Annotated in this window: 21 protein-coding genes; 14 read left to right on the top strand and 7 right to left on the bottom strand. The window is 40.6% G+C overall.

What is annotated here, in order from left to right; translation table 11 throughout:
- Window positions 1-419 precede the first annotated feature (419 nt).
- Entirely contained in the window at window positions 420-818 is a 399-nt protein-coding gene (locus tag AC2Q9J_RS09360) for a type II toxin-antitoxin system death-on-curing family toxin (RefSeq protein ID WP_499039277.1), read from the bottom strand.
- A complete protein-coding gene (locus AC2Q9J_RS09355) occupies window positions 815-1069 on the bottom strand; it encodes an AbrB/MazE/SpoVT family DNA-binding domain-containing protein (protein WP_499039275.1) in 255 nt (84 codons plus the stop codon). Before AC2Q9J_RS09355 ends, AC2Q9J_RS09360 begins: the two co-directional genes overlap by 4 nt.
- A gap of 756 nt (window positions 1070-1825) precedes the next feature.
- Here AC2Q9J_RS09355 and AC2Q9J_RS09350 point away from each other — a divergent pair.
- A complete protein-coding gene (locus AC2Q9J_RS09350) occupies window positions 1826-2395 on the top strand; it encodes a DUF7713 domain-containing protein (RefSeq protein ID WP_117314152.1) in 570 nt (189 codons plus the stop codon).
- Window positions 2396-2417: 22 nt separating this feature from the next.
- Here the strand turns inward: AC2Q9J_RS09350 and AC2Q9J_RS09345 are convergent, their stop codons facing one another.
- Window positions 2418-2996 (bottom strand): hypothetical protein, encoded by a 579-nt coding sequence (locus AC2Q9J_RS09345; RefSeq protein ID WP_282020635.1) that lies wholly within the window; start codon window positions 2994-2996, stop codon window positions 2418-2420.
- On the bottom strand, window positions 2971-3192 hold the full coding sequence (locus AC2Q9J_RS09340) for a hypothetical protein (RefSeq protein ID WP_117314150.1): 222 nt from the start codon (window positions 3190-3192) through the stop codon (window positions 2971-2973). The genes AC2Q9J_RS09345 and AC2Q9J_RS09340 overlap by 26 nt, the downstream gene beginning before the upstream one ends.
- 420 nt (window positions 3193-3612) lie before the next feature.
- Here AC2Q9J_RS09340 and AC2Q9J_RS09335 point away from each other — a divergent pair, with 420 nt between their 5' ends.
- Window positions 3613-4677: an alpha/beta hydrolase gene (locus AC2Q9J_RS09335; RefSeq protein ID WP_499039272.1), complete on the top strand. Its 1065-nt coding sequence runs from the start codon at window positions 3613-3615 to the stop codon at window positions 4675-4677.
- Window positions 4678-4917: 240 nt separating this feature from the next.
- On the top strand, window positions 4918-5232 hold the full coding sequence (locus AC2Q9J_RS09330; RefSeq protein WP_499039270.1) for a YrhK family protein: 315 nt from the start codon (window positions 4918-4920) through the stop codon (window positions 5230-5232).
- Window positions 5233-5342: 110 nt separating this feature from the next.
- Here AC2Q9J_RS09330 and AC2Q9J_RS09325 read toward each other — a convergent pair whose 3' ends face one another.
- Together AC2Q9J_RS09325 and AC2Q9J_RS09320 are read right to left on the bottom strand one after the other, a co-directional pair.
- Window positions 5343-5741, bottom strand: coding sequence for a VOC family protein (locus AC2Q9J_RS09325; RefSeq protein ID WP_101802619.1), 399 nt, complete (start codon window positions 5739-5741; stop codon window positions 5343-5345).
- 216 nt (window positions 5742-5957) lie between these two features.
- A complete protein-coding gene (locus AC2Q9J_RS09320) occupies window positions 5958-6119 on the bottom strand; it encodes a hypothetical protein (protein ID WP_158241182.1) in 162 nt (53 codons plus the stop codon).
- A gap of 215 nt (window positions 6120-6334) precedes the next feature.
- On the opposite strand from AC2Q9J_RS09320, the gene AC2Q9J_RS09315 reads away from it, so the two are divergent.
- Window positions 6335-6820 (top strand): GyrI-like domain-containing protein, encoded by a 486-nt coding sequence (locus AC2Q9J_RS09315; RefSeq protein ID WP_499039267.1) that lies wholly within the window; start codon window positions 6335-6337, stop codon window positions 6818-6820.
- A gap of 189 nt (window positions 6821-7009) precedes the next feature.
- Window positions 7010-8578, top strand: coding sequence for a D-alanyl-D-alanine carboxypeptidase family protein (locus AC2Q9J_RS09310; RefSeq protein ID WP_499039265.1), 1569 nt, complete (start codon window positions 7010-7012; stop codon window positions 8576-8578).
- Window positions 8579-9041: 463 nt separating this feature from the next.
- Here AC2Q9J_RS09310 and AC2Q9J_RS09305 read toward each other — a convergent pair whose 3' ends face one another.
- Window positions 9042-9641 (bottom strand): DsbA family oxidoreductase, encoded by a 600-nt coding sequence (locus AC2Q9J_RS09305; RefSeq protein WP_499039732.1) that lies wholly within the window; start codon window positions 9639-9641, stop codon window positions 9042-9044.
- Window positions 9642-9962: 321 nt separating this feature from the next.
- Between AC2Q9J_RS09305 and AC2Q9J_RS09300 the strand changes: the two genes are divergently transcribed.
- From AC2Q9J_RS09300 to AC2Q9J_RS09260, 9 genes are all read left to right on the top strand, one after another.
- A complete protein-coding gene (locus tag AC2Q9J_RS09300; RefSeq protein ID WP_499039263.1) occupies window positions 9963-11414 on the top strand; it encodes a trypsin-like peptidase domain-containing protein in 1452 nt (483 codons plus the stop codon).
- A gap of 743 nt (window positions 11415-12157) precedes the next feature.
- Entirely contained in the window at window positions 12158-13198 is a 1041-nt protein-coding gene (locus AC2Q9J_RS09295) for an S-layer homology domain-containing protein (protein ID WP_499039261.1), read from the top strand.
- Between the two features lie 477 nt (window positions 13199-13675).
- Window positions 13676-14242, top strand: coding sequence for a sugar transferase (locus AC2Q9J_RS09290; protein ID WP_499039259.1), 567 nt, complete (start codon window positions 13676-13678; stop codon window positions 14240-14242).
- Window positions 14243-14403: 161 nt separating this feature from the next.
- The gene (locus tag AC2Q9J_RS09285) at window positions 14404-15195 is read left to right on the top strand and encodes a glycosyltransferase family A protein (protein ID WP_499039257.1); all 792 of its coding nucleotides are present in this window, start codon (window positions 14404-14406) and stop codon (window positions 15193-15195) included.
- A gap of 266 nt (window positions 15196-15461) precedes the next feature.
- On the top strand, window positions 15462-16634 hold the full coding sequence (locus tag AC2Q9J_RS09280) for a glycosyltransferase (protein ID WP_499039255.1): 1173 nt from the start codon (window positions 15462-15464) through the stop codon (window positions 16632-16634).
- Window positions 16635-16661: 27 nt separating this feature from the next.
- On the top strand, window positions 16662-17948 hold the full coding sequence (locus AC2Q9J_RS09275; protein WP_499039253.1) for an O-antigen ligase family protein: 1287 nt from the start codon (window positions 16662-16664) through the stop codon (window positions 17946-17948).
- Between the two features lie 65 nt (window positions 17949-18013).
- On the top strand, window positions 18014-19528 hold the full coding sequence (locus AC2Q9J_RS09270; protein ID WP_499039252.1) for a lipopolysaccharide biosynthesis protein: 1515 nt from the start codon (window positions 18014-18016) through the stop codon (window positions 19526-19528).
- Window positions 19529-19847: 319 nt separating this feature from the next.
- A complete protein-coding gene (locus tag AC2Q9J_RS09265) occupies window positions 19848-21068 on the top strand; it encodes a glycosyltransferase family 4 protein (RefSeq protein WP_499039250.1) in 1221 nt (406 codons plus the stop codon).
- Window positions 21069-21116: 48 nt separating this feature from the next.
- Window positions 21117-22184, top strand: coding sequence for a glycosyltransferase family 2 protein (locus AC2Q9J_RS09260; RefSeq protein ID WP_499039248.1), 1068 nt, complete (start codon window positions 21117-21119; stop codon window positions 22182-22184).
- Window positions 22185-22206 lie beyond the last annotated feature (22 nt).

The following is a 22206-nucleotide window of genomic DNA, read 5'->3' as shown; positions in this document are numbered from 1 at the left end:
CCGGACAGACACTACAGTCAACATTAGAACATTTTGAAATAGCGTTAACAAATATAAAACCCGAGAATGGATAGCATTCCCGGGTTTATCTTCAACTTTATTATATTATGCTTTTGACCACGGCGACGGTTGAATTCCTGCCAATTGTGGCTTTACTGACCAAGGATTTGGCTGAATACCCGCTAATTGTGGTTTTGAAATCGCGCCCCTGTGTCAGACACAACTCAGTTTATTTACGACAAGTGTATGCAAAAGAAGCTGTCTTCAGAAATCCCAACGGTTTTCAAAGACAGCTTCCCTATTTTTATTTAAGATCGTAAATAGTCATAATTGCACCGGACACAGGGACAATCTGGGAACTGCTGGTAATTCACTAAATGTATCGACTTTGCTTAGCAATACACAGGGCTATGTGAACCTCATAGAACTTCCGTATTCTTTTCTAATATGGCAGCAATATCATCCAGAGTATATCGGTGGTTCACCACATCCACCACAAAATCCTCTTCCATTTGAGGAGACGAAAAGCGCAGTCGGTAGCCATTGTATCGGAAAAAAACGGCCGTGCACATAAGCGCCGTTCGTTTATTGGCATTATGAAACACTTGATTTTGAGCAAGTAACTCCAGCAAAGCAGCCGCTTTCTTATGAATGGAAGGGTAAGCGTCCTCGCCAAAAAGCGATTGCTGCGGCCTTTTCAACGCTGAATCCAATAAGGCATGGTCTTTCACACCTGATTGTTCATCGGCAGAATGTTCCAGTATGACTTTCTGATTGATGAGAATAGCCATTTCGGCAGTAAGGAAAAAAAGGCTCATCGATCAACGAGCCCTTTTAATGCTTCATGATGAGCTTCCATCTCTTCTTCAAGCAAAGTAAAGAAATCAACGGGAATGCCATCCGGCAACTCAACCATTTGGGGGACTTTTTTAATAATCACCTGATTGCCCACCAATTCAACCTGTACTTCGTCGCCTTTTTTGACATTCAAAGCCTTCAGAGTTTCATGGGGTAGCGTCAGTCCCAGTGAGTTGCCGATTTGTGTGATGCGTCTTTCTGTAACAGCCATTGGAAGTCCTCCTAACATTTCTAACCAACAGTTATAACTATTTCTAATTGTTATAACAATATTAACTAATTTTCAGCTCCTTAGCAAGGAATTGCTCTCCAAATCGAGTTCCTAATTATTAAATTCGCGCCCCTGTGTCAGACACAACTCAGTTTATTCACGACAATTGCATCCAAAAGAAGCTGCATCCAGAAACCCCAACGGTTTTCGGATGCAGCTTCTTTATGTTTATCCGAGAATGTAAATAGTCATAAAAGTTTGTGACACAGGGACAATCTGGGAACTGCTGGGAATTCGTTATATCCGTCGATTTTGCTTGGCACGGCGTATAGCTGAGAGGAATCTCATGAAATTTCCGTGTTTCTTTCTAAATTCGCGCCCCTGTGTCAGACACAACTCAGTTTATTCATGACAATTGCATACAAAAGAAGCTGTATCCAGGAACCCCAATGGTTTTCGATGCAGTTTTTCTATGTTTATCCGAAAAGGTAAATAGTCATAAAAGTGTGCGACACAGGGACAATCTGGGAACTGCTGGAAATGGCTTTGGGTGCAGACCCGAAAATAGCTCGCGAGCCACCCTTCTCGTGAAAAGACCCACATCGGATGAAAGCGCGATTCCCTCCAATCACGAGCAGCCATTCCATCAATTAAGAACATCGGGTCTGTCAAACAACTTTTACACCTTGGATTGCACAGCGCTCCGCCTTGTTTTATTGTATAGAGAGAACGAGAACGGCAAAGAGGTGAAGCGGCATGGAAAAATGCCAAACGTGTAAAAAGGATGAATCCACTATTCGTTACGGGGAAGAACGGTTCTGTTTAACATGCTACAATACCCTGATGACAGAGGAACTCGGTGTAGAGGCCACCAGCTATCCGAAATCGCTGTCTATAAGGGATGGTCTAGGAGAAGTGCATCGTTATCGCTTACGTAAGCGCCTGGATCCGATTGGTGTCATCATGGAGGCGGAAGAGCAGGTGGAAGAAGGTGGCTATTTCTTTCAGCTGTCTGGTGACATAGATTGTGATCAGGAGAAACTGTTGATGAAATTGTTGGCCAAAGCTGAAAAGGGGATGGCTGAAGCATACGTTGAGGAGAAATTATTTGAAGATGAAACCACTTACCACGGTCTCCGTAACGAGCGGTTAGCGGGGCGAATCGAATGGAATCCGGCAGCTGAAGAAATTCCGTTGCTGGTGGTGGACGGAAAACCCTATATGTGGGAACAAATTGGGAAGCTGCTGATGCACTATGAAGGATTTCAGTTGAAGATGGAGATATTGGATCCTGGAGAAGAAATCGAATGGAACAAAGATAAATAGAAAAAGAGCAAGGACAGTAATTTCACTGTCCTTGCTCTTTGATCGTTTCGAAAAATACATCGGCTACCTCTATTTCTTTTTTGCCTTCTAATTGGGAATAGATATAATCCTGATCCAATTCGTTTGCTTCATAGAGTTTCGTCATCCATTTGAGCTGCTCTTTCTCTTTCCAGTGCACTAGTGCCCGTAACCTGTCACAGAATATATCTTCCGGGCTGATCATATGAACAATGCAACCGTCATCAGTCAGCACATCTCTTACTTTTTCGTAACTGCCAGCCAGATGGTTGTCAGGTACTTCGACGGAAACTTGCAATTCCTTTAAATAGCTGTCTTTTCCCTGTCTTTCGAAACCTAACTCCACAAGAGATTCCATAATTTTTTCATGGGAAGTTGCAACAAAATCAATATCAGCTGTTGCATATTGGCCGGTGGTATAATACTCGACACTGAGACCGCCGACTACTATCAGCTGTATATTGGGATGTTTACTCTCAATATATTCAGTAACAAGACCGGCAACTCGGATATTTTTCTCTGCTAAGGGCAGGCCTTTTAATCGAGCTAATTTTTCTTTATATTCTTCCGTTTTGTTTTCCATACTCTTTTTCAAACATCAGAAGGATTTTTGTCTCATCTTCAGAACGGGGACGTTGTCTGCCCGGTTTTAGATCAGAAATAACTTCTTCTGTCCTTTCTTCTAAGGTTTTTAGAAAATCATCCGGCAGCGTCGACTTGGAATTTCGACGTTTCTTCATTGCAATGCTGGCAATTTCGAGTTTCCGTTTTGAACCCATGGTCGATCACCTCTTTCCTCTATAATAGCATATTTTTGTGGTATTCAATATGTATGCAATTCGGTGTTAAAATCGCGCCCCTGTGTCAGACACAACTCAGTTTATTCACGACAATTGTATGCAAAAGAAGCTGCCTCCAAAAACCCTAATGGTTTTGGAGGCAGCTTCTTTGTATAGAGGTATAGAGCCGCCAAACTATAAATTGGTGTAGGTTTATGTGGAGATATTTAGGTCAATATAAGTGTATATAGGTATTTTTTCTATGCAAAATTGAATTTGATAAAATATATAATTTTTGGGGAGCGCTGTTCGTTAAAAGCAATAGCGTTTTTATTGTACAGCCCCGTTATAAAAGGACAGGTATTATCGATCTTTAACATATTTTTATAGTCCGGCTTTTGCCAAGGAGGGATGTCCGTTATGGAACATACGCAGGAAGAACTCACCGCCAGATTGAAAGACAATGTGACGTATTCGAAAAAAGGCAGCTTGAATATTATTAATAAGGAAATTCCTTTTGAGGAAGAGAGCCGCGGTTTGGATCCAAGGGTGAGGGACTTTCTGGCAAACGAGGTCGACCCGAATGCGAGACGTCCCCTCACAATCGATGACCTGGAGGTTACTAGGAGCAAAACAGAAGTGAATAATAAAGATTTAAGCCGAGGCATCCGTTCGGAAACTGCGAAATTTGTTTATGCGGACCATGAAGTTCCCTTAGGAATCTATAACCAGACAGAGGAAAAAAAGCCGGTGCTTATTTATCTTCATGGCGGCGGATTTTTCGAGCGGGATGTAGAGGTCATGGGGAATATATGCAAACTGTTGGCGCAAGAGGCCAATGCGGTAGTAGTAGGCGTAAACTATCGCCTTGCCCCGGAACACCCTTATCAGGAAGGGTTGGACGACTGTCTGGAAACCGTGCGCTATATTTACGAAAACCCAGAAAAGTTTAATGTGGATGCTGAAAAAATCGGTCTTGTCGGAGACAGCGTAGGGGGCAATATTGCACTTGGCGTGCATCAGTTGAGTGAAGAGGAGGAGTGGGAGATAAATTACATAGGGCTGCTGTGTCCATTGGTGGATTTATCTGACGTCTCCAGGAACACCTGGAATATCAACCACTACGACACGACAAAGGATTACGATCTGATTTATCAGGAGCTTGTGACCATGAAAGACTCGCTTCTTTTCATTCAGTCGCTGTATCTTGAAAATTTGGAAGATGTACTGCTGCCGCTTGTTTCTCCTTTATTGCGCGAAGTTAAAACCACGCTGCCGCCGATTACGCTTGTGACCGCAGAATTCGATTTTCTGCGCATTCAAGGAGAAGAGTTTTCAGCACAGCTGGTAAATGCCGGCGTCCCGGTACGGCATATTGAATACAAAGGAATGGATCATGCTTTCGTCAGAAAGCTGGGCTACTATCCTCAAGCAGCGGATGCCATAAAAGAAATTGCCAGCCATTTTTTAGAGGAGCTGCGGTAAACTTTAATAAATTTGGAAAAAACTCCCTCGCTTTGAACTGTTTGTTCAGGGTGGGGGAGTTTTGATTTATATGCAGTTAATTTCCCCAATATTACTTTTATTTTATTTTTGTAAAAGAGGATTTAGAAGAAGGAGAATCGGTTATTTACGGAGAAACAAACTACAATCTTTCGGTGCTGGAACCCTAGGAGCCACTGGACTTATGCAGCAGGAGATTTTGGACATAGAGGAGGATTATTTATGCCGAGCATGAAAGACAGAGGAGATTATCTCGAAATTACAACTGGAGCCTCGCGGGTGATTTTTACGAAACAGTGCAAACTCACAAGGACGATCAATGATTTGCTCGTCGGGATCTTCTTTGTGTTCGGCAGCTTGCTCAATTTTCTTGGAGCAGCGGAGTTTTATGGCAATGTGCTGTATCTACTCGGCAGTTCGATCATAGCGGCTCGTGCCGTCTACAGTATTAGAGAGAACATCCGGGTGGAGCATGAAGTGAAGCAGGCGAATTTTGATGAACCGGGTGTTGAAGTGACAAGTACGAATTGGGATTGAAAGCAAAAGAACATCCGAAGCCAAGAGTAGTGCATTCTTGGAATCGGATGTTTTTTTAAAATCGCTTCCCTGCGCCAAACACAGGGAGTGCCTGGATTAAGCTCTTCCTATTAATGGGGAAGATTCAGTTGCCACGAAACTCCATAACGGTCATTCAGCCAGCCGAATTTCTTACTGAATCCATAATCGCCTATTGGCATAAGAGCTTGCCCGCCTTCGTTCAGTTTCTGATAAAGGCTGTCGATTTCTTCTTCCGTGCTGCAAGTGACATAGAGTGAGAACGAAGGTGTGAAAGAGAACTCGTGTTTTATATTGCTGTCTATACACATGAATTCCTGGCCTTTCAGAGTGAAAGTTGCCTGCATAACAGTTCCTTCATCTCCCCCTTCATTTGGGCCATATCGAATGAGGTTTGAAATTGCTGAATCCTCAATCAGTGATGTGTAAAAATTCATTGCTTCTTCTGCTTTGCCCTCTTGAAACATTAAAAACGGCGTGACTTTTTCCATTATCAATCCACTCCTTTTAGTATCCGTATTTTATATTACTCCTTAACTATTCTATCCTTTCTACACTGAAACTGCGCGTTAGTTCAACAAGGCTTGTTAAATTCAGCTGAAATAAATATAAATATGTTTGCCTGCCTGGGAAATAAACCAAGATGGACTGCAAAAGCATCCGCTCCTAAGAGTAAAGAAATCTTAGGAGCGGATGCTTTCTGCCATCTATTCTTCGTCTTCGCTTTTCCGTTCTCTTTCTTCATCATCTTTCGGCTTGTAATCTTCTTTGTAAAAAGCCTGTTTCGCGCCTGAGACGATCTGCTGAGCTGCGTTGACATCCATTTCGTCTCCGGTCAACTCTTCATCCCGCTGTTTCTTATCGCTCATTTTGGCAGCTCCTTTCGTTTGATAGAGTTTAGTGTTTTATTTCCCATTTAGGTTATGAGATAAACGGTTCGTCGGCGATGCGAGATAAATGCTGAGTGTGTAATGAATGATCGTGTGTGAGAAGGAATAATTTCCTTGATTGTTGAATTTATTTTAAGAGGTGAGGGCTTTCGAAGCTTATTGGAAATTAGTGTGTATAAAAGGGAGGAATTTAATTGAGCTACAAGATTGTTACGCTGCCGTCCTATCGGGCAGTGGGGTTGAAATGGGAGGGAACGTTTGCTGAAATCGTGCCGGATTTAAAGAATGTTATTCGGCAGGCCAAAGAGCGTGCTGATGAATTGGAGCATAAGGTGAATCCCGGAGTTCAGCTTGGTTTATCGTATCATGTGGTCGAGGATGGTTTTGCGCATTACGCGGTGTATGAAGTGAGTGAGGAGCAGGAGATACCGGAGGGGATGGTTGAGATCTGGGTGCCGGAATGGACTTATGTGATGACGGCGCATCCCAAAGGCGAAGATGTCCAGCAGACGTATACGGATTTGCATCAGTGGCTGTTCGACAGCGAGTACACGGCATTGAGGGAAGCTGGTGTAGATTATTCTGATCCGTATATGCCGATCAAGCATGAGTATTATCCGGCGGACCAGGATCCGGATGATCCGCATTTTGAGGTTTATGTGCCGGTTGTGAGAGAGTAGATTTGGCGTTTATGTTGATATTGTTAGTTGTTAAAAAAGCTGGCTCCTTATATTTATTGGAGACGGCTTTTTTGGTTTTTTTGAAAAGTGGATGGTTTAATTTTATGGCAGCCAGACTCAAACCATCACTATGATATAATTATTGATATTTTAATGGATTATTAATTCTGATAATTTAGGAGGGCTCCTTTGGGAAAGCGAATTTTAATGGGTTCTGTATTTGTGGTGATAGTCCTTGTCGCTGTGATTCTGCTGATGACGAGGGAAACGGACGATACGCCGCCGGAAGTGCAGGGCGTTGAGAAGGATTTGTACAATGAAACGGTTACGCCGATTTTTGGTGAAGGCACCGGTGTGTTGAACGGCGAAGAGTTCTCTAGCGGTATGGCCATCTCGGAAGACGGCGCTTATACGCTGGAAGTGACGGACGAAAATGGGAATACGGCGGTGAAAGAATTTACGATTGACCAAACGGCGCCGGAAAAGCCAGCTGTAGGTGAAGTGGATGATAAGACGGAAACGATAGAAGGAAGTGCTGAGCCGAACAGCAAAGTGAAAGTGTGGTCGGATGAGGAACTTCTGGCGGTTGGGATGTCGGATGATGACGGTGGATTCAGTTTACCGGTGGCTGCTCTTGCTGGGGGCTCTGCAGTTTTTATTGCAGCGATCGATACGGCGGGAAACCAAAGTGCGATGACTGAGGTTGAAGTGCGCGACGTCACAGCGCCGGATGCGCCGGAAGTGACTGATATAACTGACAGCGATAATCGGATCGAAGTGCAGGCGGAGGCTGGTTCGACCGTTTTCATCTATGCGGGGGACGACAAGCTGGCTGAGATGGAAGCGGAAGATGGGAAGTTTTCTGCTCCTGTTGAAAGTATTGAGGCCGGGCAAGAAGTTCTGGTGTATGCCGTTGACGAGGCTGCCAATAAGAGTGAGGCGGTTACTGTGACCGTCAAAGATGGCACCGCGCCGGCTGTACCGGAAGTCAATGCGGTGGCAGCTGGAGCGAAGGCCGTTTCCGGGAAAGCGGAGGCCGGAGCGGTCATTCGGGTTTTTGCCGGTAATGAGAAAATAGGCGAGGCCACTTCTGGTGCCGAGGGTTTATTTGAGGTGAAAATTACTCAGCAGGCGAGCGGGACGGAGCTGGTGGTTACGGCCACTGATGCGGCTGGCAATAAAAGCGGTGCGCAGACTGTAAAAGTGGGCGACAGCCAGGGAGCGGCGGTGGAGCCTACTTATATTGACGGTATTCTCGTCGCCAATAAAAAATACGGCCTTCCGCCAAGCTATGCGCCAGGCGTCGATCCGACAGCCCAATCAGCGTTAAATCGGATGCTTGCGGATGCGGCGAAAGCCGGCCATGAATTGAGCATCATCAGTTCTTACCGGTCCTATTCATACCAGAAGGATTTGTATAATCGCTATGTAGCAACGCATGGCGAAGACCAGGCCAAGCGATTTGCGGCGCTGCCGGGTCACAGTGAACATCAGACCGGGCTGGCGTTTGACCTCGGAGGTACCGAAAGCGAGGGCGACTGGCTGAGCGGCTCGTTCGGCGATACGCCGGCTGGCAAGTGGCTCGCTTCAAATGCGCATGAATATGGTTTTATTGTGCGCTACCTGAAAGGCAAAGAAGCCATCACCGGCTACATTTACGAGCCGTGGCATTTCCGCTACTTGGGCGTCGAAAACGCGACTGCTGTTTATAACAGCGGATTGACGCTGGAGGAGTATTTGGGGATTAGCGGGAGGTAGGTTGTTGGTGGTAGGGGGAGGATATCGGGTGGAAATTGGCGAACGTCGATATAATCTTCTGAGCGTTGATATAATTTCCTGAGCGTTGATATAATTCGCTGAACGGAGATATAATTCGCTGAGCGTTGATATAATTTCCTGAACGCCCGAATAAATCACTGAGCGCCTGAATATTTTTTTGAACGCCCGATTAATGCCCTGATTACGGATATCTCCTGATATTCAGACGCTAAATATGAGAAAAATGTTATATAAAACCCTAATCAGCCCCAATAAGGCGGCCATTCCTTCAAATATCAAATTCAAAAGACTGAATGGATGCTTTTCGCAGGCGAAAAGCGATGAAAGATGTTGATATAGTTTAGAATAATGCAGAATCTCCACAATAATTGCGTATATGAAAAAGCTGTCGCCAGAAAGCCCATAGGGTTTCTGGTGACAGCTTTTCTTTTAGTTTTATTGGTCACGCGTTAGCCGCTTCGTCTTCAGTAATAACTTGCTGCAAAGCCTGGACGAACAGCTCAGTCGGCTGTGCCCCGGTGAGGGCATATTTTTTATTGATCAGATAAAACGGCACTCCGTTAACGCCGATCTGACGGCCTTCTTCTTCATCCGCGCGGACGGCATCCGTCATGTCGCCGCTGGCAAGCATCGCTATGACGGCTTCGCGGTCGAGGCCAATTTCGGCAGCGAGGTCCGCCAAGGTTTCGTGATCGCCGATGTGCTTGGACTCCGTGAAGTAGGCATGGAGAATGCGTTCGGTCATTTCGGCCATCAAGCCGTGTTCTTTCGCAAACATGGTCAGGCGATGGGCGTCGAAGGTGTTCGTCAGAATCAGCGTATCCATTTTATAATCCAGGCCGGATTCTTTCGCCATCTGGACCATATTATCTGTATTCGCTTTCGCTTGCTCGATTGTCATGCCGTATTTCTTGGCAAGCTTTTCATGCATATTTTCTTTGATATCCCGCTCTATCGTCGGGTCCAGCTCGAAGCTTCTGTAAGTCACTTCGATCGGATGGTCAATCTTCTGAATGGCGTCTTCCAGACGCCGTTTGCCAATATAGCAGAACGGTCAAGCAAAGTCTGTCCACATTTCAATCTTCATGGTTAGATCCCTCCAATAGTGTTGATAAGTACAAGGATATAAGAAAAGTGGGGATTTTACACGTGATTAGGGTTGGGGCGGCTGGATCTGTATGATCTTTAAATAGAAAACATCATTAGCCTCTGTGGAAATGCCTAGTTTAGATTGGAAGATTAAAACCTCAGCAACCAGTAAAAGGAATGAAATTCTTTCAAGTTAAATAGTAAAATAAGACTAGTCTTTTAGCTTCATTAAATTTATAATTATTCTAACAAAGAAGAATGAAGGGGTGGCTCTATGTTTTGTATAAAATGTGGGGAACAAATCGATGCTACGGCTAAGTTCTGTAAGAGCTGCGGAGCGGGAACACAGTCAGGAACAACTAAGAAATCAAAAGTGACAATTTTTATACTAACTCTACTTTTGGCAGCTGGAAGCGGATTTGGCATTCACCAATATATAACGAATGAAACAGCTTTCGATAGCCCGGCAATCGGTAAAAGCGTTACCGAAAAACATTCTATAACAAATGGGAAGAAGGAAATTATCAAAGCTTCACAGAAGAAAGTGTATACGATCATTACAGATAATGGAATTGGTTCTGGTTTTTTATTCAACAACGACGGTATGGTTGTTACAAACGCTCATGTAGTGGCTGGCTTTACGGATGTATTGGTGCGTAATAGTGAGGGGGTGGAAGAACCTGGACGTGTGATTGGCATTTCTGATATTGAAGATATAGCAGTCATCGAAGTGGGTGCCTATAAAGGACAGAAACCATTGCCTGTGGAAATGGAAGTTACGGATGTAGGTTCTGAGGTAATTGCGCTGGGCAGCCCGAATGGTTTTGAGAATTCGGCGTCAATTGGTTATTTGACGGGGGTGGACCGGGACATCAGTTTCGACTTTGAGTATGAGGATATTTACCAGATTGATGCACAGATAGCTCCGGGGAGCAGTGGAGGCCCGTTAATCGATGCGGAAACCGGAAAAGTTATTGGTATCAATTCTCTTCTATATACTGACGGCAACGCAATTGGCTTTTCCATTCCCTTGCACTCCGTCCATGATTCGTTGACTGACTGGATTAATAATCCCATGTCAGCTTCCGCCGTTGCGTCAGTATTCGGTGTATATGAAAGCTACGATTATTTTGACTGGTTAGAGGAATATGATTATGAAGATGAAACTGTCTATGATTACGATTCAGAATGGGCTTATGAAGAGGAAGATATAATCGTTTCCGAAGAACCCGTTGAGTATGAGGAAGAAGCATACGAAGATTATGACTATGAAGCCTACGATAATGAAGATTATAGCTATGAAGATGAAACTTTTGCAGAGGATGATTACACAGAAGATTGGCAGTTCGATGAAGAATTAGTCTCTGGTTTCGATGAGCAGTCAGTAGGTATCTTTGTTGAGGAATTCCGTTACTATTATGAAATAGCCCTAGCGTATGAAGATTTCTCTTACGTATCGGACATGCTGTTATATGAAAGTGAAATTTATCAAGAAATTGCGGATTATATTTACGAAATCAGCGGACAAGGGATGATCTTCGATTTTATTGATACAACGATTACAGGAACTGAAATTCATGAGGGCTATGCTTTAGTCCATACTTATGAATCTTTCGATTTCATGAATGCAGCAGGAGAATGGACTTTGGAGGAGCGTAATAAAACGTATACGATTGTGGCAGATGAATATGGATGGTATCAAATTTCAGATATAGTGAATGACTGAAAGTTGTTGAGATATTGTGATACTACTCTATTAAACAAATAGAAGTTAATGCAACGTCATATCCTCTGTATGAAAAGTTATCAGAGATGGCTTTTGTAATTTGATTAAGCCAAAAAATTTCAGTTCATTTATTACAAATTCTTATATGATCATTTCAGAAGCTTATGCAGCTACCAATGATTGCCTCTACCACTTATTCCTTTTTCTATTCATTGAATGGAAATGGTGTATTGGGTTAGGGGCAGTCATTTTTCACCGATTTATATAGAAGAAGGGAGAAATGCAAATGGGATAGGATCTGTATTTGTATAGTTATCAGGATGTCGAAAAGAGGAGCCATGAGGTGTCGATAACCGGGGTGATTATCCGGTGCCGAGGGAGATGCTGGTCGAACTTACGGAGCTGTGTTCTAAGACGCAAAGACGCGACCGAAACGAAGCAAGGTCTCCATTACCAGCAATGGCAGCACCGTTCTTTGGCAGGACAGATTATGGTGAGCTTTATTATGTTTATCTGAAGTACACGGTGAAGCAATTGAAGATTTTGCTGGATACGTCGGAGTCGAAGAAGGTTCATTATTAGTAGGCTTGGTGTTAATTTTTGAGTTTTCAATAATGTATCTATAAGTTTTGTTACAATAATAACTCTTTCATTACTATTTGTATAAAGTTTCCTATTATATTATTTAATAGGCTATAATAAATTTCGTAGAAGAAACTAAAAATATGCTGAAGGAGCTAACTATGACTAACAAAACGCAAGCACTTTTGAAGCAGTTTCAATTTATTGCAGCAACAGCTTTGCTGCTCTTTATATTCACGGCAGCGCCGACCTCGGCCGCTTCGTCGTTCTCAGATGTATCGAAGAATTATTGGGCATATACCGAGATTACGGCTTTGGCGGATAAAGGGATCATCAAGGGGCATACGGACGGCACTTTCCGGCCGCATGATTCGGTGACGCGCGCGCAGAGTGCCATGATGATTGTCCGGGCACTCGGCATCTCGACTGCAAATCGTCCGGATCCGAACTTCCAGGATGTAACGCCGAAAACTCCGGGCTATGCGGAAATCGCGGCGCTTGTTGACATCGGCGTGTTCTCGAAGGATAAGAACTTCAATCCGACACAGCCGGCGACCCGCGCGCAAGTTGCCAAGATTCTGGTAGAGGCATTCAATCTGAAAGGATCAGGTTCAGGAATCAAGGCGTTTACAGATGTATCGGCGTCGCAGTGGTATTATCCGTATGTTGATACACTGGTCCATAACGGCATTACGACCGGCACGACGAAGACGACATTCAGTCCGAATCAAAACGTCGACCGCGTGCAGATGGCGGTATTCATCTACCGCAATTTGAATGCAGAAGCTCCGACATCACCGGGAGTTCCGGCCGGAGAGGCAGCAATGATGACCGAAGTGATGAACTTGGTCAATCAGGAACGAGCGAAAGTCGGTGCGCCTGCACTGAAACCGCACAAAGGGTTGCAGGACGCGGCATTGCTCAAATCGAAAGACATGGCTGACAATAATTATTTCAGCCACCAATCACCGACATACGGCAGTCCGTTTGATTTGCTTAAGCTGCGCGGAATTTCATATACAGCGGCAGGCGAGAACATTGCTGCGGGACAACGCAGTGCTGAAAGTGTTATGTCTTCATGGATGAACAGTCCGGGCCATAGAGCGAATATCTTGAATAAGGATTATACGCATTTAGGCGTTGGGATTTACAAAGGCGGCTCGTACGGGATTTACCATACGCAGTTGTTTATACGGCAGTAGAGAGGAAGACCACTTCAGGGATGAGGTGGTTTTTTTAATGGAATAGATTTGAGTCATTCCGATACAGCTTTAAAGGAACTAAGGCAAGCTTTACGAAACACTGTGCATAGCACTAAGTAGTTCTTTATTATTATATATTAAAAGTATTCAGAATATTTAGGTATTGATATAGCCTAAAAGGCGTGCTATCATTATCTTAATTTATTATATATTTAGTTTATTCATAATAAAATACTTATAGGAAAATCATGGATAGGTGTTTTTGTGAAAATAATGAATACCATTCTAAAAGCTTTAGCTGTCTATGGAAAGTCACACCCGCCAATATATAAACGCGCGAAACAACAAAGTGAATATTTTTATATCAGGTACACGCCACTGTTGCTTTTATCAAGGATATCAGACTCAGTAAAAGCAGTAACACAACTTAAGATTTTTGTATGTTTATCCCGAGGAGCATAAAACAGGAGGGGCGTGTTGAAGTTGAAATCACTTGGGACTTTTTTTATTTTAGTAACAATTCCGTTGGTTATCATAATAATCTCGGTCTTCGCTTTTTTGATTGTAATTGAAAGTGAAGGATCGCCTTTTTACTCACAGGAAAGATTAGGGAAAAACGGCCGGTGTTTTAAAATCTATAAATTGCGCTCGATGTATTCGGATGCGGAAAAGAATGGTCCTCAATGGGCGCTTGCCAATGATGACAGGATTACCGGAGTGGGAAGATTCATACGTAAAACTCGTATTGATGAATTGCCTCAATTATGGAATGTGCTTAGAGGGGATATGTCATTAATCGGACCGAGACCTGAAAGGCCCGAACTGATTAAAGAGTTCGAAAAAGAGGTGCCTAATTTCTCCGATAGAATGGCGATTAAGCCTGGTCTTACCGGTTGGGCGCAAATTAACGGTGGCTATGAACTAACTCCAGCTGAAAAGCTTGACTATGATTTGTATTATATAAACAACAAATGTATGATATTGGATTTTAAAATCATGTTTCTTACAGCGAAAATAGTGTTTACAGGGCATGGAGCGAGATGAGTGCTCTGTACAAAAAGGGATTCATCCTGATTCATTAAAAGAAATAGTCTTATTTTTATCAGAAGAATTTTTAAGAGGTCGTATCCTGAAGCCGTAAAGGTTGCTGAATACGGCTTATTTATTTCAGAAAAACAGCTTAAAGAAGAACGGGGGCGAAAAATGTGAAGTTACAAGTGATAGTTTCAACTATGTTTCAGAAGGATCATGATCTGATTGAAAAGATGAATATAAATTCAGATGCAATTATAATCAATCAGAGTGATTTCAATAAGTTTGAAAGATTGGAACGTGGCAATCATACTATAGAGTTTCTGACTTTCAACGAAAGAGGAATCGGGAAAAGCCGGAATAACGGATTAATAAGAGCTTCGAATGAAATACTGCTGTTCGCAGATGATGATGTTGTATATTTTGAGGATTATGAAAAAGTAATTTTGGATGAATTCAGGAAGAACACTAAAGCTGATCTCATAATCTTTAATGTGCCGAGCAGTAATTCCGAAAGAGAAACCCAGTTGATTGAAAAAAATAAACAGCTTGGTTTTCACAATTGTTTTAAGTATGGCACTTATCAATTCGCTGTACGACTAGAGTCGATTAGAAAGGCGAATGTACATTTTTCTTTATTATTTGGAGGAGGGGCTGAATATAGTGCAGGGGAAGACAGCTTGTTCCTGGGGGAATGCTTGAAGAAGGGATTAAAAATATTCTCTTCTAAGGAAACTATAGGGACGGTCTCTCACGAAGAATCGACATGGTTCAATGGCTATACAGAAAAATACTTTAAAGACAAAGGGGCGTTTTATACCAATCTTTCTCCAAAGTTAGCGAAAGTTCTGAGCTTGCGATTTGCCATAAAACACAGAGATGAATTTGAAAAAGAGAAAAATTGGTACGAAGCCTATACGCTGATGAATAAAGGGATAAAAGAATTTAAGAATAAACAAATTTAATTTTTTAGTGTAGCCGAGTTTATGTAAAACAAGAGGAAATCTTTTGTATAACTGATAATAAATTAACAATTCGGAATACTTTTTGTAATGTGACTGATATACTGGTTATATGAAGTGTATGCTACTGATTAGGATATTTTAAAAGAACAGTTAAGTCGGAAATATGGGTATAATGATGGTTTTTAATATCTGAATATTCAGTATTATATTCATTTATATTATTGTATCCAATTGGACTCAACAAAATCCGAAGGAGGGTGGGTGGCGTGAAAAGGAAAATTTTAATAGCCTATCCTGAAATGAATATTGGGGGCAGCACGACGAGCTTGTTGAACCTTTTGAATACAATTGATTACAGTTTATATGATGTAGATCTTTTATTGTATAGAAAAACCGGGGATCATTTTAAGGATATTCCGCCAGAGGTGAACATTTTGCCTCAGGCTTTCCGGGATGTAGGGAATTTCGTGAAAATAAGGGAAACCCTGAAGAATGGGTATTTGCTGCGGGCGGTAGCCAGTCAGATGAAATATAAAAGAAGGCTGGGCCTGAACATGCAGGTAATGGCATATGCCCAGGCTTCGATTTCTAAAGGGGTTACGGAAAATTACGACGCGGCAATCGGTTTTCTTGAGCTTTGGGCAAATGCATTTGTCATAGACGATACAAAGGTGAAAGCGGACAAGAGAATAAACTGGATTCATACTGATTATAAAAATTGCAGTTTTATTCCAGAAATCGATAGACGATTTTTTAATAAAACCAATGCCATGATTTGTGTATCGAGTACATGTTTAGCTAATTTCACTTCTGTATTTCCTGAGCTGGCGAGCAAATCATTTTTTATTGAAAATATCTTATCTGAAAAGTTTATTCTATCGAAAGCTGAAGAAAAACCTGATTGGGCAGACTTTCCTGAAGCTGTCATGAAAGTTTTAACAGTCTGCAGATTGTCCATCGAAACAAAAGGATTGGACAGAGCCGTTAATGCGATGAAAAGGCTGAAGAGTGAGGGATATAAATTCAAATGGTATATTGTGGGTGATGGAGAAGACCGGAAAGAGTTAGAGACGATGATTGACGTGGCAGGGTTGCAAAATGACATGATACTTCTCGGGAAAAAAACAAATCCGTACCCTTTTTACCGGCAATGTGATTTATTCGTTTTGCCATCAAGATATGAAGGTAAACCAATAGTTGTAACGGAAGCGCAAATTTTAGGCATTCCGGCATTGGTTACGAAGTATGCGTCAGCGGAAGAGCAAATTGAGAGCGGTGTTAATGGCATGATAATCGAAAATAACGACGAAAGCACTTATTCGGGAATTAAACAAATTCTTGATCGTCCAGCTTTACTGCCATATTGGAAAGAGAATTTGGGGCAAACAAAATTCAGTAATGAAGATATCATAAAAAAATTTTATGCATTACTAGAATGAGTATATGGGAGAACGAGGGGGGTTCAAATGAGTGCTTCCGTAGAAAGTAGAAAGATAAAAAACACTGCGACTATTCTCGTACTGTCTTCAGCTTATCTGGTTGCTCTTTTTGCTTATTTTGGTGGTGGATTCACTTATGGTTCTTCAATATTCATATTGATGGCGATTATACTTCTGTTAAAAGAAAAAGAATTCTATTTGTTTTTGCCTTTATTCATTTTTTATTACAGCCAACTGATACTCCCAGGTGAAATCTCTGTCTATAGGCTCTATACTGTTTTATTTTTTTTAAAACTTGCAATGCAGGCAAGAATTCATTTTGACAGGAGTTTAACTGTTCCTTTGGTCTTGATAATTTTATATTCACTGTTCGTTATCGCTTTTTATGATGTTCGCTTTGCTGTCATGACAATTCTTGATACTTCTTTCGTTGTATTGTATATTTCCGTGTTCCTTAAAGATAAGTTGAATTTGGAATTATTTTTTAAATATTATGCATATGCTGCAGTCCTTTCTGTTTTTTATGGAGTACTTAGTTTAAGTGACCAACAATCCGGCAGTGTCTATTTAAATGGACAGTGGATTGAAGTGTCGAGATTTCTAGGGTCGTTTGGGGATCCGAATTACTTTGGATTTTTCACTAATATTGCGATATTTTCTGTCTTAATTCTTAAGAACATGAACAAAGTAACCAGAGTGATTATCCTGGTTATTCTTTATATGGGTCTCATAGCCTCAGTCAGCATCACTGCGCTGTTGTGCAATGGATTGGGGATCATTCTTTATTTTTTGCTTCTGAGTGGCTATCTGAAAAAGATTATTTTACTGGCTGCAAGTGCTATGGCTTTGTTCATACTGTATCAATTATATCTGTCGGAAAAAATTCCTATTATTTCAAACGCCGCTCTTCGTCTGGAAAGTATGAGATCAGGGTTGGATAGAGGCAATCTTGCAGGTTTGACTTCTAACAGAACTACCATTTGGTCAAAGCATCTGGATTATTTTTCTGATCAGCCTAATTTAAATATTTTGTTTGGCGGAAATTTTTTAACTGATGGCGGCTTTAACGAATCTCTCTTTTCCATGGTGTCGCATCAAGTGTTTATAGATATGCTTTTGAATTTCGGTTTAATCGGAACGCTGCTGTTTCTTATTTTTATTATCTATAAAATAAATTCACACTTCCGGGGATTTTATTTTTTTAAAGATAATCATTTTCTATTACTTGTGTTAATTAAATTTATATGGCTGTTTTATGCTTTTGGCTTAAGTATGTTTCCATCTTGGATGTTTTTATTGTTTTTCTTTTTATAATTCATTTTCTCAAGATTTTTAATGAATCATCTTCTGAAACTATATTTAAATGAAGGAAGTAGAGAATGAAAACTAAAAGCGTATCTTTAAACATACTTACTAATATCATAAGCAAACTGTTAACAGTTTTTTTTGCGGTGCTGATTCCTAAGCTTTATATTGATTATTTTGGATCTGAAGTAAATGGACTGATTTTTTCTGTAGCGGGAATTTTTGTGTATATCAATCTGTTTGAAGCGGGTATAGGTGCAGCATCAATTCAAGCTTTATATAAGCCGATTTCTGAGAGGAACCAGAAAAAAATCAATGGAATCCTCTCGGCTACCGACACTTATTACAAGAAAGCCGGCATCTATTTTTTGGCATGTTTATCGATCGTTATTTTCTTGTATCCCTTACTTATCGAAACTCCAATATCTTTTTTTACAATTGTTATGGTGATACTTCTCTCGGGGATTTCTTCATTTCTAAGTTTTTTTATCCAAGGAAAATACAATGTGCTTTTGCATGCAGATAACAAATTTTATATTTTGACTACGATCAGTACAGTTTCGAATCTGCTATCCAATATCATTCGAATTGTCTTAATTATACAAGGCTATGATGTTATCACAGTTCAAGCAACTTTTGCATTGGTCAGCATATTGCAGCTTTTAGCGGTACATAGGTATGTTAAAAAAAGATATCCCGAAGTCAGCTTTAAAGCCGTTCCGGATAACCTGGCAATTTCACAAAAAAGTTCTGTAATGGTCCACCAAATTGCTGGAGTGATTTTTGCAAATACAGACGTATTGATTATTTCTGCATTTTTAGGTTTGAAAGAGGCAAGTGTCTATATGATTTACAATATGATTTTTATGCAAGCAGGCTTCCTCCCGAACATTTTGGCCACCAGCCTTACCGCAGGTTTAGGGCAATTGTATACCGAAAATCAAAAAAAGTTTAAAAGTATATACAATTTCTTTGAAGTATATTACATAGCCATCGCATGCAGTGTCTTAACAACGGCCTATCTGTTGATACTGCCTTTTTTGGAGATATACACGGCCAATGTCGAGGATATAGAATATTTGGATGCCTATTTAGCTGTATTATTTTTTGTAGTAAATATACTTAGTGCGGTGCGTTGGCCGAGTGTCCTCTTGGTAACCATAACTGGCCATTTCAGCCAGACAAAAGTGAGTGCTATTATCGAGATGGTTCTGAATATTGTGCTTTCACTTACACTCGTCTTTTACTGGGGGGTGTATGGGGTGCTATTTGCTTCGCTGGTTGCATTGCTGTTCCGGACTGCCGATATAATTTTATATACGAACAGGCAAATATTAGTGCAATCAAGTTGGATTACTTTCAGAAGACTTCTGTATAATGTTTTCTTCACACTAGTCATGATTTATATATTTGCAGGAATTGAACTTTCTTTTGATTCTTATTTGGAGTTTGTATTGATCGGCGGGGTGCTTCTATTTGTACTAACGGTATTGTATTGTGTAGTGAATTCAATTTTTGAAAAAGATGCAAGAGTTGTTTTGAACAGTTATATGCTTATGATATGGAGAAAGATATTCAGCATGGTCTAAACATAGTAACAACAGCGAAAACCTTTCCGGCTCACTCGGAAAGGTTTTTTATATAGCATGAAAACAGTGATTTTTAATGATTACTCCTTATTTCCGAAGAAATCTTACAAATAATAGTTATTTTAGCACAGTGTTTTTTTATTTTTTTATTTTTTAATGATGACATAGTTAAAAAGGCGTGGTATCATTATCTTAATTTATTAAATTTTTTGAATATTTCTTAAAAATAAGTTTTATTGTTTTCGATCATGTTTATCAGACTTAAAGATAATGGTCATAAAACAGGTTTTCATTTTAATGACCGAGTTGGAGGTGGCGAATGAGAGAATTGGACGTATTATTCTTAGGGGGACTTTTTCCGCAGGAAATTGAAGAAGAAGTGATATCACATTCAGTAGGATTCGTGGAAAACGCTGCTAATAACCTTCAATGGGAAATAGTGAAAGGATTGGATAAGAACCTGAAATATCCTCCGAAGATACTTAATAGTATTTTTATCGGTTCATTTCCCCGACGATATAAAAAAATGAAGATTAACAGTTTTGAGTTCTCACATTTTTCGGAGTCGTTCAAAGATTTGAATGTCGGTTTCCTGAATCTTCCCATACTAAAAAACACCAGCAGGTATCAGGCGTTAAAATCCCATTTGAAAGGTTGGGTTAATTCTGGTGGAGAAAGAAAAAAAGTGATAATAGCTTATTCGGTGAATGCTACTTTCACGAAACTGTTGAGATACGCCAAAGAACTTAATGCCGAAGTTAAAACATGTTTAATAGTTCCTGACCTCCCTCAATTTATGAATTTGACCGGTAAAACTAAGTTTCTTCATGAAATATACAAAAGCATACAACACAAGGAAATCGATAGAAATTTAAAATTCATTGACAGCTATGTTTTATTGACCGAACAGATGAAAGAAGCGTTGAACATTACTGTTCCCTACGTAATTGTGGAAGGCATCGCTCCTAACTTGCCAAATGAAGAAAAGAATGTAAAAGAAAACCCTGAAATTAAATCCATATTGTATTCAGGCAGCTTGTATGAAAAGTTCGGTGTATTGGATTTGCTCAATGCTTTTAGGGAGTTGGAAGGCGATCATCTTAGATTAGTAATCTGCGGAGAAGGTGAGGCCGAGTCGACCATTCAAAAGGCCAGTGAAGAAGACAAGCGCATACTGTATAAGGGACTCTTAAAAAGAATGGAAGTTTTACAACTGCAGAAATCCGCAACATTGCTTGTTAATCCAAGGACCAATAAAGGGCATTACACTAAATTCAGCTTTCCCTCAAAGATTATGGAGTATATGTCATCAGGTACTCCTGTTATAGCCTACATGTTAGATGGTATTCCTGAAGAATATAGTGAGCACATCTATGTTATCGACGAGGAAGAAGGAATTCTTTCGAAGTTGAAGGAAGTGCTGGCTAAAAAAGATGAAGAATTAAAGAACAAAGGGGTTGCAGCCAAAAAATTTGTGTCTGAGCACAAAAATAACGAAGTGCAGGTGAGAAAGATAGTCTCCATGTTCAATAGCCTATAAAAATCTGGTGTCAAAAATCCACTGGCTTTACGATCGGAGGAAGTTATGGTGAATATCAGTGTACTTGTCCCTGTATATAACGAAGAGCTTTTTATAGAATCTTTATTTAAAGCATTGGCGAATCAAAAAGACATATCCCGTGAGAATATGGAAATAATAGTAGTGGATGGTAATTCTACAGACGATACACTGCAGAAATTGAGAGAATTGAACGAAAAATACAGAGAGTTTAATTTGAAAATATTAAACAATCCTAAACGTTATATTTCCTCCGCTTTAAATATCGGACTTAAAGAGAGCAGTGGCAAATATATTATTAGAATAGATGTTCACAGTACTTTTTCAGAAGATTACATTAGTCGCGTATATAATCAATTGGTCGAACATTCTACAGAATACTGTAATTTTGGAGGAAGAACCAACACCAAAGGGTATGATGAAAAATCGATAATAGTATCTAAAGCTCTATCGAGTAGATGGGTGCTGGGCGGTGCTCATTTCCGGTTCAGTAAAAAGCGCATGGAAGTAGATACCCTATTTCCAGGAGCCTGGTTAAGGGAAGATTTACTTAAAGTTGGCGGCTGGAATGAGCACTGGCTCATAAACGAAGATGTTGAATTAAATTGTCGGTTAAGAAAAATTACAAATAAAAAAATTATCATGGACCCCACTATAGTCGTAGATTATTTTCCTCGAAATAAGCTGAAGAAATTAGCGAAGCAATATTTTAATTATGGTTACTGGCGTATAAAAACTGCTGTAAAGCATGGAGAATCGATAAGAGTACCGCATCTGGTGCCCTTGTTTTCACTTTTAACTCTATTAAGTTTCTTATTGTTGGCAGTTATTGATATTAAGGCAGCTATTGCCTTGCTGTTGTCTATGGCGTTTTTCTACTCTTTATATTTAGTGATTTTAGCTTCGCGTATATTCGAGAAAAAAGAGATTCTAATAGGGATAGCGGCTATATTTGTCATCCAGTTTACTTGGATATTGGGTGCTTTTAAAGGATATTTAATATTTGGTATTCCTTTGAAAGGATACTACTTGCTTTTCAAAAGGATTATCGCTGGAGAGCGAAAAGTTGATAGCAAGAGGTTCAGTTGGAATAAGTAAAACTATTTTCTCTGTTATAAAG

It is taken from the genome of Planococcus sp. RAB007_Raresut, from assembly GCF_057369535.1.
The sequence above is the reverse complement of the archived record's forward strand: the minus strand, read 5'-3'. Positions and strand labels throughout refer to the sequence as shown.

What these genes read in the sequence shown, in the direction of transcription:
- AC2Q9J_RS09295 (WP_499039261.1), top strand. Translation starts at nt 12,158, where the DNA reads ATGACTAACAAAACGCAAGCACTTTTGAAGCAGTTTCAATTTATTGCA.
- AC2Q9J_RS09275 (WP_499039253.1), top strand. Translation starts at nt 16,662, where the DNA reads ATGAGTGCTTCCGTAGAAAGTAGAAAGATAAAAAACACTGCGACTATT.
- AC2Q9J_RS09360 (WP_499039277.1), bottom strand. Translation starts at nt 818, where the DNA reads ATGAGCCTTTTTTTCCTTACTGCCGAAATGGCTATTCTCATCAATCAG.
- AC2Q9J_RS09320 (WP_158241182.1), bottom strand. Translation starts at nt 6,119, where the DNA reads ATGAGCGATAAGAAACAGCGGGATGAAGAGTTGACCGGAGACGAAATG.
- AC2Q9J_RS09335 (WP_499039272.1), top strand. Translation starts at nt 3,613, where the DNA reads ATGGAACATACGCAGGAAGAACTCACCGCCAGATTGAAAGACAATGTG.
- AC2Q9J_RS09340 (WP_117314150.1), bottom strand. Translation starts at nt 3,192, where the DNA reads ATGGGTTCAAAACGGAAACTCGAAATTGCCAGCATTGCAATGAAGAAA.
- AC2Q9J_RS09300 (WP_499039263.1), top strand. Translation starts at nt 9,963, where the DNA reads ATGTTTTGTATAAAATGTGGGGAACAAATCGATGCTACGGCTAAGTTC.
- AC2Q9J_RS09265 (WP_499039250.1), top strand. Translation starts at nt 19,848, where the DNA reads ATGAGAGAATTGGACGTATTATTCTTAGGGGGACTTTTTCCGCAGGAA.
- AC2Q9J_RS09355 (WP_499039275.1), bottom strand. Translation starts at nt 1,069, where the DNA reads ATGGCTGTTACAGAAAGACGCATCACACAAATCGGCAACTCACTGGGA.
- AC2Q9J_RS09330 (WP_499039270.1), top strand. Translation starts at nt 4,918, where the DNA reads ATGCCGAGCATGAAAGACAGAGGAGATTATCTCGAAATTACAACTGGA.
- AC2Q9J_RS09350 (WP_117314152.1), top strand. Translation starts at nt 1,826, where the DNA reads ATGGAAAAATGCCAAACGTGTAAAAAGGATGAATCCACTATTCGTTAC.
- AC2Q9J_RS09345 (WP_282020635.1), bottom strand. Translation starts at nt 2,996, where the DNA reads ATGGAAAACAAAACGGAAGAATATAAAGAAAAATTAGCTCGATTAAAA.
- AC2Q9J_RS09325 (WP_101802619.1), bottom strand. Translation starts at nt 5,741, where the DNA reads ATGGAAAAAGTCACGCCGTTTTTAATGTTTCAAGAGGGCAAAGCAGAA.
- AC2Q9J_RS09270 (WP_499039252.1), top strand. Translation starts at nt 18,014, where the DNA reads ATGAAAACTAAAAGCGTATCTTTAAACATACTTACTAATATCATAAGC.